This is a genomic window from Mucilaginibacter sp. (assembly GCF_036383575.1).
Classification (GTDB): Bacteria; Bacteroidota; Bacteroidia; order Sphingobacteriales; family Sphingobacteriaceae; genus Mucilaginibacter.
Map to the genome: position 1 here is coordinate 1 of NZ_DASVOB010000785.1, position 12,227 is coordinate 12,227.

Below are 12,227 nucleotides of genomic sequence, written 5' to 3' on the forward strand. Positions count from 1 at the left end.
CTGGCGGTAGCTACCATTCCATCGGTATTGAGCTATTATAACAGGCAACGGGCCAACACGCCAACTGAGTTGCAGGCCGATGCCGCTGTTCAGCTTTATGGCAGCGATAAAACAGTTGATCTGCGCGGTGGCTGGTGCGATGCCTCGGGCGATGTAAGCAAATACTTTTCGCATTTAGCTTATGCCAATTTTGTATCTCCCCAGCAAATACCCCTGGTAACGTGGTCAATGATCAATACGGTACAAACTGCAACGGGTTTGTTAAATAAGCTGGGCAGCTACGATGGTATGGTGAACGAAGCCCTTTGGGGAGCCGATTATATGATGCGCGCCTTATCGAAAGACGATTATTTTTACATGATCGTATTCAGCTATTTTAATAAAGATCCTAAAGCCCGCCGTGTGGTAGGCTTAAAGGCAAACAGCGTTACTACTGATGAGTACCAGGCCGCTTTTCGTGAAGGTGGCGGAATGGCGATTGCTTCGCTGGCGCGGATCTCACAATTAAAAAAAGACGGTGATTTTAAGTCAGCCGAATACCTTGCTGCTGCTAAGCGGGCCTTTGCTCATTTATTGGCGAACAATACCAAATACGATGACGACGGTAAGGAAAACATCATTGATGATTATTGTGCGCTGATGGCTGCTACCGAATTGTGGATAGCTACCGATAGTTCTTCATACCGCGACGAAGCCCGCAAACGCGCACAAAATTTGAACAAGCGAATGGGCCCCGCTGGCTATTTTATTGCTGATGACGGCGACAGGCCCTTCTGGCATGCAGCTGATGCGGGTTTGCCGGTTATAGCCCTATGCAGGTATTTGGATAAGGAGCAGGAAGCTGAAAAACGTTCGGTGGCATTATCAACCATAAAAAAGGCTTTGGATTATAACCTGAAGATAACCGATAATGTAGAGAACCCGTTTGGCTATGCCCGTCAATCGTTTAAGTTCAGGGGGGCTGTTAAAGATGGTTTCTTTATCCCGCATGAAAATGAAACCGGCTGGTGGTGGCAGGGCGAAAATGCCCGCCTCGGTTCATTGGCTACAGCGGCATTAGTAGGAGGGCGATTGGTTTATCCTGAAAAAGGCGGCTGGGGCGTAAAAAGGGAACTGGCCGAATATGCTTCGCACCAAATAGCCTGGATTTTGGGATGTAACCCTTATCAGATATGTTTTATGTACCAGTATGGCAAAAATAACGTGCCGTACATGAGTTCAAACTTCGGCCACGGATCGGGTAAGGGTGGTATCTCTAATGGCATCACCGGAAAAAAGGAAAATCCTGACGGCAGCGGTATTGATTTTAAAATGAAAGACGATGGCAATGAATGGCGCTGGACAGAACAATGGCTTCCCCACGCAGCCTGGTATTTACAGGCAGTTACGGCGATGGCTGTTAAGGAGTAATTACTTGATACTATTAAGATATCAATACAGGTATATTAATCGAAAGAACTTTTTATTATTTCGGTTTTAAATTCAAGAGCCGCCTGGAATTGCTTGAAATGTTCCTTCTTTGTTTCTTGATATAGCCCTTCAATATAATCAAAGCCTATTTCGTTTCTTAACGCTCGCAGCTTATGTAAGAACAAGTCATAATTCATCGCTTTTTCTTTTAAACTAAACAAGCCTTCAAATGCCGCTAATAACGTTATACCACCACTTATAAACAAAATGGATTTATCCGGATTAATTACTATTATGTCTTTTAAACCCGTTAGTATGGTAATCGTAACACCGGCGGTAAAAGTGATTACCCGTGAAAGGTAATGGAAGAAAAGATACCGGTTTTTTTTTCGTTTAATTTTTTCGATGGTTTCTTCAACATCTTGGTAAAATACATCGTTAGTTAATTCTTCGATTTTCATTTAAGTTTTAGCGTAAGGTTATGGTCATCATTATCTTGCAGGACTGATGTTTGATAAATATACATGATTTATATAAAATCAAGCTAAATTTACCAGAGATTGAATCAATAACATAAACCTATCGATATGACACAAACAAAAGGCACCGGTAGCTATGCCGAAGTTAACGGCCTCAAAATGTATTACGAAATTCACGGCGAGGGTTTCCCGCTGGCACTAATTCACGGAGGTGGTTCTGATATTGACGTTACATTTGGCAGGGTATTGTCAAGCTTCGCGAAAAAACATAAGTTGATAGGGGTAGATCTCCAGGCGCATGGCCGTACGCCTGACAGAGGTGTACCTACCTCCTTTGAACAGGATGCCGATGACATTGCAGCTTTACTCAAACATTTAGATATAAAACAGGCCGATATTATGGGTTTTAGTAACGGTGGTAATACTGCTATGCAGGTTGCTATCAGGCACCCGGATCTGGTTCATAAAATAGTGATCGCTTCTTCTTTTTACAGGCGCGATGGCTTCGACTCCTGGTTTTGGGATTTTATGCCGAATGCCAGCCTGGATAATATGCCCAAACCCTTGCAGGAAGCCTTCCTCGCCATAAACAACGACCAGGCTGCTTTAGAAATAATGCATAACCGAGATCGCGACCGAATGCTGGCTTTTCAAGACTGGAGTGATGACGTTATCCGTTCCATAACCATGCCCGCATTGGTAATAGCCGGTGATAAGGACGTGATCAGGCCTGAGCATACCCTTCAGCTATACCGCACGCTTGCTGATGCTCAGCTTTGTATATTGCCTGGAGGTCATGGCGATTATATAGGTGAAATTGAAGATATCGGCAGGGATGGAGACTACCCCGCTGTCGCTATTATCGAAGAGTTTTTAACCAAGGCAAAAGCTTAAGCTTTTGCCTTGGTTTCTTTGCGTACAATGGGCGCTACCTTTGTACCGTAGAGCTCAATGGCTTTCAAAATATCCTTGTGTTTGGTAAAGCCCGTAACCAATTGAGCAATAAAACGGGTATTACCGAAGAGCTCGTATTGCTGCATGATCTTGTCAATGGCTTGTTGAGCACCTCCAACCACTAACGGCCCAAAATCCCGCAGGTATTCAAACTGTTCCCTTGTCATCGGCGACCAGCCCCTGTCGCGGCCAACACGGGTCATTAGGGATTCATAGCTTGGGTAAAACTCATCGGCGGCTTGCTGTGAGTTTTCAGCTACGTAAAACTGCGAGCTGATAGCCAGTTGTAATTTGCTTATATCATGCCCGGCTTTCGCTGCTGATTCACGGTAGAGCTCAACGAACGGAACGAAATGTTTTGGTGCGCTGCCTAATATGGCAATGATCATGGGCAGGTTTAGTGAACCGGCCCTTTTTGCCGAGGCAGGGGTACCGCCTACGCCAATCCAAACCGGGATCTCTTGTTGTAAGGGCCGGGGATAAACGCCCTGGTTTCTGATCGGCGCCCTGAAATTACCTTTCCATGAAACAATTTCCTGCTTGTTGATCTGCAAAAACATTTCAAGCTTTTCGGTGAACAACGCATCGTAATCATTCAGGTCGAAACCAAAAAGCGGGAACGATTCGATAAATGATCCGCGACCGGCTATCATTTCAACACGACCACCGGATACCAGATCGGCAGTGGCAAAGTTTTGAAATGTACGCACCGGATCGGTTGAGCTTAATACGGTAACCGAACTGGATAAGCGGATATTTTTGGTGATAGCTGCCGCAGCAGAGATCAATATCTCGGGTGCTGAGATCACAAAATCCGGCCGGTGATGCTCGCCGAAGGCATACACATCCAAACCAACCTCATCTGCCAGCTTTACTTCTTCTAATAATTCCTGAACCCGTTTGTGGGCATTTAGAGCGTTGCCGCTTTTACCATCGGGATGTATCTCGCCAAAGGTACTTATACCTAATTCCATGTATTAATAATAAAGATCGGCCGCGTTCAGCTCTTTCTTTTCAAAACTACCGGGCGCAGTAACATATACTTTAAGCGGTGCTACACGAGGCCTGTACCTGCCGGTTGACGGCGGCGGCGCATTGTATATATACTTTACCTTTATTTGATGAAAGCCTTTTGCCAGCGGCAGCGCATATTCAGCTTCTGTTAATTGTACGCCATCAATAAATAACTGGCTGGCGGCATAATTTGCAAGGGTAAAGTTATAAGTACCATCGGCTAAAACATTCACATAACCGTCATAAACAACACCAAAATTAGGGTTGTCTTTTTTCAGGGCTTCGGCATCCAGTTTATTGATGGTTGATGAATCCTCTGCAGTAACGTAATTAAGCTGATCGGGAGAGGTGAACGTGTTTTTTGCCAATTTGTATTTCAACCCCTGTTTATTAGCTGTATAGTTTACTGCAGCTCCAGGCGCTTTATTGTACATCAATGTACGTGTAGCAATACTTCTGCGTCCCGATGGTGTAATTACACGGGTGCGTAATTCGCGTTTTTCGTTTTGCGGAATGGAGAAAGTGATTGGACCGTCATATTGCAGATCAGTATCCAGCGGATCACGCCCGTTAAGCGTATAATAGATCTTAGCACCGGGAACAACCGATTTTAGCGTGTAAACAAACTTCGGCCCCACAACCATCGTATCAATGGTAGTTAAAGCAGTTGGCACACGATAGTTGTAGTTCATAGCATCAAGCCTTGCAAAATGTTTGGCCAGCCTAACTTCAGAGAAATTGGTATAGTCTTTATTTGCAGGTTGAGTCCAGGCCACTTCTGAAAGAGCGAATACCCTCGGCATGATCTGGTATTGTAGTTTGGCTACTGTAGGGACGTACTCCGTCCAAAGGTTACCTTGTGTGCCAATTACATATTTCTGTTCATCGGGAGTCAGTTGTTTTGAAACCGGGTCATAGTTATAGGTTTCCTCTAAAGTGGCGTAACGGCCAAATGATACAGGCTCCTGCGGAGAGCTGCTTTGGTAATGATCAAAGTAATTACCGGTAGTTTGCGGCGTCATGATCACGTTATGTTTTTGATGGGCGGCATTGATGCCACCTTCTTCGCCCTGCCAGCTCATTACGGTGGCGTTAGGGGCAAGGCCTCCTTCCAATATCTCATCCCAGCCAATAATGCTCCGACCCTTAGAATTAATGAATTGCTCTATCCGTTGAACGAAATAACTTTGCAGTTCCTTTTCATCTTTCAGGCCTTTTTCCTTCATCAAAGCCTGGCAAAAGGCCGATTGCTTCCAGGGTTCTTTACCTGCCTCATCACCGCCTATGTGGATGTATTTGCTTGGGAAAAGTGCCATTACTTCGGTAAGTACATCCTCTAAAAAGGTAAACGTTTGCTCGGTAGGGCAGTACAGGTTGTTGATATCGCGCGGGGCTTTCTGGCCAACAACGGTATCACATTTAAATTCGGGATAGGCACGCAACGCTGCTTCAGAATGGGCCGGCATTTCAATTTCGGGGATCACATTGATGTAACGATCTGCCGCGAATTTCACTACGTCTTTAATTTGCTCCTGGGTATAAAAACCTCCATAACTAAGCGAATCGGGCCAGTCGCGGTTGCTGCCAAACATGGTTTGCTGGCGAAAGGCACCAACCTCGGTAAGTTTGGGATATTTTTTGATCTCGATGCGCCAGCCCTGGCCATCAACCAAATGCCAGTGAAAGGTATTGAGTTTATAGGAGGCGATAAGTTCTATCACCTTTTTTACCTGCGGGATAGTAAAAAAATGGCGTGATACGTCCAGCATCATGCCCCTGTAACCAAAGCGTGGCGAATCTTCAATAACTGCACAAGGCAATTGGTACGCAGTTGCATTTTCAATCGGGAAAAGTTGTAGCAAGGTTTGGATACCATAAAACAGCCCGGCATCCTTACCAACTATGATGATATTACGCGGAGTAATGGTTAATTTATAACCTTCCTTTGGTAATTTATCGGCTCCCTTTGCGGTTAATATTAAACCTCTGCCTTTTGCTGCTTTAAGCTTTGAATTGTATTTGGCTACCTTGATAGCCAGATGCCGGTTCTCCTTCAGGTAGTCTTTCAGCCATAAAACAGCTTTATCTTTTGGATTATCAGCTTTGATTGGTGTAAGCGGCGTAAAGGTAAATGTACCGCTGCTTTTGGTGATTGAAGCAGGAGCCGGGATGATACCCAAATGCGGGTCATCGGTATTTACTTGGGCCGATACTTTGCTGGCTTGTCCTAAAAAAATAAAAAAGCTAATAAAAGCAATAAGTTTTGTCAGGTAGTACGGTTTAAAATTCATACGAGCGATGGTTGTGAGGCTAAAAGATAAATTTAACCATTATCCCAAGCTGTAATAATATTAAAGCTTATGTAACAAATAATTGACGTTTAATCATATGCTGCATAATCCCAGGCGCTCTGATAGCCGTTGAGTTGTTCGGCATAACTGATCATATCTGCATAAAAACCTGAAGATGCCAGTGTTGAGCTATCGCCAATTGCCACCAGTTTTTTACGGGCCCGGGTCATGGCTACATTCATGCGGCGGATATCATTCAGGAAGCCGATCTCGCCTTCTGTATTACTGCGGGTTAGACTGATATAAACCACATCGCGTTCCTGCCCCTGAAAGCTATCAATGGTGTTAACAGCGATTTTATCGGCATAAATCATAAGCTCCGGCGAATCCTGCAACAATTGGTTTAAAATCCTGATCTGTTCTTTGTATGGGGAAATAACTGCAATAGTTGGGAAGTTTTCTGCCGGATAATACCCGGTGAGTTCGTCGACCAATTTATGAAGATGCTTGAACAGGAATGCAGCCTCTTCGGGATTTGCCGTGCTGGTACCTTCCTGTTTTTCATCGTAGCCACAACCTGCGGTATCAACAAAACTAAGCGAAAGATCTCCAGGAAACAGTAACCGGCTTGCCACGGACTCATGAGCCTTTAACCTGTTGCCATAAAATTCTTTTGATGAAAAGCCCATAATGGCTTCATTCATACGGTATTGTTCCTCAAGTAATACAACAGCTTCCGGGTAAAGCGCAGTGCATTTTTCGAGCAGGGTAGTGCTCAGTCCATCTTTAGCCGCCTGCTGCGATTTAATGGTAGGAGGGAGCTGTAAATGATCACCGGCAAAGATCACTTTTTGAGCCTTTGATATCGGGATCCAGCAGGCAGGTTCAAGGGCCTGCCCGGCTTCGTCAATAATTACTGTGTGGAATTTTAAATCGCGGATGGTATAGTGGTTGGCTCCTACAAGTGTAGCGGTAATGATCTGTGCCTTGTTGATCAGGTCTTCGGCAATGAATTGTTCGGTTTTATCTACTTCTTTGATGATCTGATGTGCAGCATCAAAAAGCGCCTTACGCTGATCGCGTTCGGCTTTGCCAAAATTGCGCTTGTATTTATGCGCCATATTCTTGTATTCCGAAGCTTGTTTTTTAAGCTTTTTGATCTCCTTCATGTCGGCATGAGCGCTTATCTTACTATCTAAAGTTAAGGCCATTAACTTTTCAGATACTCTTGCCGGGTTGCCTATTCGCAGCACATTTAAACCTTCGTTGCTTAGCTTTTCGCTCAATAGATCGACAGCTGTATTGCTTGGTGCTACAACCAGGATCTGTTGTTTGTTTTGCTTGATAAGCACTTTGATTGCCTGTACAAGAGTAGTTGTTTTGCCGGTACCCGGTGGCCCGTGAACAACTGCGATCTCCTGCGCTTCAACTATTTTTTGAACGGCTTGCTTCTGCGAAGCATTTAAGCCATTAAGCGGGTAATGAATGGTTTCGGGAATAAAAGCAGGTGCACTTTGCCCCGTAAGCACGCGGGTAAGATGACCTTCTTTATGATCATCGACAAGCTTAGCAGCCAGTTTTAATGCCTTTTGCATTTCATCATAGCTGTTATCATCAAACAGCAGATCGATGCCAAGCTTACCGTTCCGGCTCCAGTCGGGCAGCTCATCGGTATTAAGGGTTAGTTTTAACCGGTTACCTCCCTGGTAGGCTACGGTGCCGTTTATACGATCGGTTTTAGGATCATGGTTTGAAAACAAAGCAGCCGAAGCGCCAAACCTGAACTGGTGGCTAAGGTCCTGATGAGAAGGGCGCTCAACTTCTACAGTCAGGTAATCCCCGCGACCTATTTCAGTGCCTTTTATTGCTATGGGATACCAGCTAATTCCTGCAGCCCTGCGTTCGGCAGTTGAAGCTGTTTCCGTTAGTTTGAGGTATGCCTGGCGGTCTTCATCCTGCTCAATTTGTAACAGGTTGAGCAGCTTTTTAAAATAGTCCATTTGGCAAAGGTAAAGTTTAACCCCGGCTTTTATATAATCTCATAAAACGCAAAAGGGAACCGGCAGGTTCCCTTTTAATAATTTGATCAGTAATTATATTGCTACCAGTCAGATGCCGGCTTTAGCTCCAAACCAGCTGCATTTTTAGAAAGCTCTTCGTTTATCTTGCCTAAGAAATGCCTTGTTAATGGTTTGGAAATAAAGCTTTTAACAAATGGGTATGTTTTGATGCGTTTTTGGTCGGCAGGATCAACAGAATTTGAAATTATATAAATGGAGACCGGTTTTACCAGCGAACGGTAAATGCCGTTAAACAAATCCAGGAACTCCCATCCGTCCATTAAGGGCATATCCAGATCGAGGAAAATAATGTTTGGGATCTCCGTATGTTTATTGCGGTTGTTATACAGGGTTTTATAAACCGGCTCAGGGTTCATAAAAAAACTTGCATTTAGCCAATTGTCTTTTAGTATGATCTTAACAGTTTCGTGAAAAATAATGTCATCGTCAATAATAGCTACAGAACGCTGCTGATCATCTTTTATTAGATTGAGGATGTCTTTCTTGATCTCGATAAGCAACGGAGATAACAGTTCTGCACCACATTCAATACAATTAAGTGTGCGTGATAATGCAACTTCCAAAGGTACTTGTATGGATAAGCAGGTGGTATCATTATATATGGAGGCAGCGCAGTCTTTATTAAAGCAATAACAGGTGATTTTTTCAGCATTAGACATAGTGCAAAGGTTTTGTTTAGTTTATTCATTTAACTGCCTCAACATTGATGCCCTTTTGTTTGTTTGTACTTGAAATTTTACAAATTGGCCTCTATTTTTGTCGGAATTGTTAAGATTGTAAAATTCAATTCCTTAATGCTGAGTTATTTATAAAAGCAGATTAAAAATGGTTTAATTTTTCGCATTTTAATAATCATGCTTGTTATGGTAATTGTTTTAAATATAAAAAAGATTAACTATAAATACAAGTGTGTTTTTTATAACTCATGTGTATGTTAAAAATTACAATCCGTTCTTTTTTGAGGAGCCAATTACTATCAGTATTAGCCGTTAATTATCTTGTTAAAGAAGCTATTTTGAGCAATAATTAAATTCAGAAATTATATCAAATAAGGATAAAAAACCACAGCGACTTTTTTTTGTTATATTGAAACACTAAACTACTAACATGAGCCAATCAGCCAGTGTCCTATTATTTCTGTTTGCTTTAGTGATGACACAATCCTGCCAGAGTAACCGGCATGCCAATAATTATAACAAAGCCCTGGTAGATGATAACGGTTTATTATTCATTAAAAGTGGAGAAGAATCAACCCTTGCATCTGTAAAAGCCTCCGGTTTGGCAATTGCAAATTCAAAAAATCAGAAGGTTATTCAGTTTGCCAAACTCATGATCGATGATCATACTATGCTTGCCGATGATTTTAAAAAGCTCAGGACTGATAATTTTATTGCCGATTCGGTTGTTATAAGCCCCATGCATCAGCAGATCATTGATGATCTGGACCTTAAGAAAGCGGGTGCGTTTGACAAGGCTTATATCCAATTGGTAATAAACGATCATACCGAGCAAATAGCCCTGTACAAAACAACCGCAAAAGACAGGAAAAATACAACCCTTGCCGATTTTGCTACTAAAATGCTGCCCGGTTTACAGGCACATTTAGATACCGCAAAGTTTATCAGCACTACGTTAAAATAGCTTTAATTGTTGCTGCACAGGTGGTTGAGCTTTGCCAAAAACCGTACGGCCCCCATATTTCCATGAATCGTTCCGCTCCTTTTCGATAACCTTATCAAAGTTGGCGTTGGGCGTAAAACCCTTTTCGGCGTTTTCGGCTATTTGGGAGAGGCGTTTGATGGCTTCATTTTTATCATTATTGCCCATTTTTGCTCTTTGGATAGCTGTTTGCAGGGTGCTCAATGTTTCGTCGTAAACTTTGGTTGGAACCGGAAAGGGAGCACCATCCTTACCTCCATGGGCAAAAGAAAACCTTGCGGGATCCTTAAACCGCGATGGTGTGCCATGGATCACCTCGCTTACTAATGCCAGTGATTGTAATGTACGTGGGCCTAAACCTTGAAGCAATAAGAGGTCTTCAAAATCTTTGGATTGTTTTTCATGCGCCAGCCAAAGTACAGCGCCGAGGCGTTTCAGGTCTACATCTTTGGCGTATACCTCATGATGGTTGGGCATCACCAATTTGCTGATCTCTCTGATCATGATACCTGGGTTTTCGGCTGCAATTTGCATCACGCCGTTACGTGAACCATCCGCTTCCTTATCGGTCATGTTTAGGATATAGCCATTGTTTTTGCCGTAGATAAACGCATGCGGATCATCAACAAAGGAACTTAACTGTTCCGAATGCCAGTGATAACGACGGGCGGTGCTGCTGGCGTCGCTCATGCCTTGCTGTACTACGGCCCATTTGCCGGTATCGCTTAAAATAAAATTGTGGGTATAAAGCTGGAAGCCGTCCTGTATGGCAGTGTTATCAACTTTGGCACTCAGCTTACTGCATTTCACCAGGTAATTGCCATCGAGCCCGGTAGTTTCGCCTACTTTTAAAAGCTCGGCCGGAGTTTGTTTTGAGTGTTTGCCTTTCCCTCCGCAAATGTAAATTCCCAATTCGCGGCTGTGCGGGTTAATGGATTTCTTCAATGCGCCCATCACGGAAGTGGTTATACCCGACGAATGCCAGTCCATCCCCATAACAGCACCTAAACTTTGAAACCAAAAAGGATCACTTAACCGGCGAAGCACTTCATCCTTACCATAATCCATCACAATGGTTTCCACCACAGCAAGGCCAAGCTTAGCCATACGCTCGGCAAGCCATTGTGGTACATAACCATAATGTAAAGGTAAGTCAGCACTGCCTGATCGCTTCATGCTAACAAAGTTAGTAAAAAAACAGAACCCTGATGCGCTTGATTGAAGGATTATCAGATAATAAGTTTGAATCCTGATTTAATGATTACCTGATGGACTGACGTTATCTATCAAGAAATCCTTAAATCCTAAAAATCACGGTTCTGTTTAGTCTTCCTCCGTCTCACCAACATACAGCTCGTCGATATCGGCGGCGTATTTCTTTTCGATGACTTTGCGTTTGGCTTTCATGGTAGGGGTGATCTCGCCTTCGTCCATACTGAAAGGGTTACGTTTTATCTTGAATGATTTGATGCGCTCAAACTTGGCCAGCTCATTGCTGTATTTGCGGATATCGGAACCTATCCAATCAACAATTTCTTTATCATCAATAAATACTTCAGGGCGTTCAAAGAAATCATTTTGAAGGTTAAAGGTTTCCTGCAGTGTTTCGCGGGCGGGTACAATAATGGCGGCAATATATTCACGTTTATCGCCTACTAAAAACACCTGCTCAATTTTAGGGCTTTTGAGGTAAGTATTCTCCACCGGGGTAGGATAGATATTTTTACCGTAAGCATTAACCAGCATGTTTTTAAGACGATCGGTGATCTGCAGGTTACCGCGGAAAAACCTGCCGATATCGCCGGTATGGAACCAGCCGTGCGAATCAATAACTGTAGCGGTTTCTTCAGGCTTGTTCCAGTATCCTTTCATTACGCAATGCCCGCGAACAATGATCTCTCCTTCTTCGGTAAGGGTATCTTCTTTAAAGTTATCGTGTGTTTGGATGCTGTAGATGTGTTTGGTATCCACATTTTGGATAGCCACTTCAATACCAGGAATGATACGGCCAACGGTGCCATAAATTACCCTGTGGCGTTCTGTAACCGCCATTACGGGTGATGTTTCAGTTAAGCCAAAACCCTCTAAAATTACAATACCAAGGTCGCCAAAAAACTCACCGATGTTTTTAGGCAGTGCGCCACCTCCTGAAACCATGAATTTCAGCAGTCCGCCGGTTTTTTCCTTGATCTTGCTGAATACCAGTTTCTCGGCAATGCCGTGTTGTGCTTTTAGAATAACATTTGGCGATTTGCCGGCTTCCTGCACCAGGCGTACTTTTTTACCGATCTCAAATGCCCAAAGAAATATTTTTGTTTTAAGGCCACCTGCAGATGTGC

10 protein-coding genes are annotated in these 12,227 nt (G+C 43.5%); 3 read left to right on the forward strand and 7 right to left on the reverse strand.

Features of this window, described 5'->3' with window-relative positions:
• On the forward strand, positions 1 to 1,410 hold a 1,410-nt coding region (locus tag VF500_RS27905; protein ID WP_330862800.1), incomplete at its 5' end, for a glycoside hydrolase family 9 protein.
• A 35-nt stretch (positions 1,411 to 1,445) separates the two neighbouring features.
• On the opposite strand, the gene VF500_RS27910 is transcribed toward VF500_RS27905, so the two are convergent.
• Entirely contained in the window at positions 1,446 to 1,871 is a 426-nt protein-coding gene (locus tag VF500_RS27910) for an SLATT domain-containing protein (protein ID WP_330862801.1), read from the reverse strand.
• A 126-nt stretch (positions 1,872 to 1,997) separates the two neighbouring features.
• Between VF500_RS27910 and VF500_RS27915 the strand changes: the two genes are divergently transcribed.
• On the forward strand, positions 1,998 to 2,783 hold the full coding sequence (locus tag VF500_RS27915; protein ID WP_330862802.1) for an alpha/beta hydrolase: 786 nt from the start codon (positions 1,998 to 2,000) through the stop codon (positions 2,781 to 2,783).
• Here VF500_RS27915 and VF500_RS27920 read toward each other — a convergent pair.
• The 4 genes from VF500_RS27920 to VF500_RS27935 all read right to left on the reverse strand — a co-directional run bounded on the left by VF500_RS27920 (position 2,780) and on the right by VF500_RS27935 (position 8,888).
• On the reverse strand, positions 2,780 to 3,817 hold the full coding sequence (locus tag VF500_RS27920; RefSeq protein WP_330862803.1) for an LLM class flavin-dependent oxidoreductase: 1,038 nt from the start codon (positions 3,815 to 3,817) through the stop codon (positions 2,780 to 2,782). The two genes, VF500_RS27915 and VF500_RS27920, sit on opposite strands and share 4 nt — an antisense overlap.
• Before the next feature lie 3 nt (positions 3,818 to 3,820).
• On the reverse strand, positions 3,821 to 6,148 hold the full coding sequence (locus VF500_RS27925; protein WP_330862804.1) for a family 20 glycosylhydrolase: 2,328 nt from the start codon (positions 6,146 to 6,148) through the stop codon (positions 3,821 to 3,823).
• Between the two features lie 89 nt (positions 6,149 to 6,237).
• Entirely contained in the window at positions 6,238 to 8,148 is a 1,911-nt protein-coding gene (locus VF500_RS27930) for an AAA domain-containing protein (RefSeq protein ID WP_330862805.1), read from the reverse strand.
• Between the two features lie 101 nt (positions 8,149 to 8,249).
• Positions 8,250 to 8,888, reverse strand: a complete 639-nt coding sequence (locus VF500_RS27935) for a response regulator (protein ID WP_330862806.1) — start codon at positions 8,886 to 8,888, stop codon at positions 8,250 to 8,252.
• A 448-nt stretch (positions 8,889 to 9,336) separates the two neighbouring features.
• Between VF500_RS27935 and VF500_RS27940 the strand changes: the two genes are divergently transcribed.
• Positions 9,337 to 9,870 (forward strand): DUF4142 domain-containing protein, encoded by a 534-nt coding sequence (locus tag VF500_RS27940; RefSeq protein ID WP_330862807.1) that lies wholly within the window; start codon positions 9,337 to 9,339, stop codon positions 9,868 to 9,870.
• On the opposite strand, the gene VF500_RS27945 is transcribed toward VF500_RS27940, so the two are convergent.
• Positions 9,862 to 11,064 (reverse strand): DUF763 domain-containing protein, encoded by a 1,203-nt coding sequence (locus VF500_RS27945; protein WP_330862808.1) that lies wholly within the window; start codon positions 11,062 to 11,064, stop codon positions 9,862 to 9,864. The genes VF500_RS27940 and VF500_RS27945 overlap by 9 nt on opposite strands.
• Before the next feature lie 147 nt (positions 11,065 to 11,211).
• On the reverse strand, positions 11,212 to 12,227 hold a 1,016-nt coding region (locus tag VF500_RS27950; protein WP_330862809.1), incomplete at its 5' end, for an AMP-dependent synthetase/ligase.

Excerpts from the sequence above, each read along its gene's own strand:
- VF500_RS27915 (WP_330862802.1), top strand. The coding sequence starts at position 1,998 with ATGACACAAACAAAAGGCACCGGTAGCTATGCCGAAGTTAACGGCCTC.
- VF500_RS27945 (WP_330862808.1), bottom strand. The coding sequence starts at position 11,064 with ATGAAGCGATCAGGCAGTGCTGACTTACCTTTACATTATGGTTATGTA.
- VF500_RS27910 (WP_330862801.1), bottom strand. The coding sequence starts at position 1,871 with ATGAAAATCGAAGAATTAACTAACGATGTATTTTACCAAGATGTTGAA.
- VF500_RS27930 (WP_330862805.1), bottom strand. The coding sequence starts at position 8,148 with ATGGACTATTTTAAAAAGCTGCTCAACCTGTTACAAATTGAGCAGGAT.
- VF500_RS27925 (WP_330862804.1), bottom strand. The coding sequence starts at position 6,148 with ATGAATTTTAAACCGTACTACCTGACAAAACTTATTGCTTTTATTAGC.
- VF500_RS27940 (WP_330862807.1), top strand. The coding sequence starts at position 9,337 with ATGAGCCAATCAGCCAGTGTCCTATTATTTCTGTTTGCTTTAGTGATG.
- VF500_RS27920 (WP_330862803.1), bottom strand. The coding sequence starts at position 3,817 with ATGGAATTAGGTATAAGTACCTTTGGCGAGATACATCCCGATGGTAAA.
- VF500_RS27935 (WP_330862806.1), bottom strand. The coding sequence starts at position 8,888 with ATGTCTAATGCTGAAAAAATCACCTGTTATTGCTTTAATAAAGACTGC.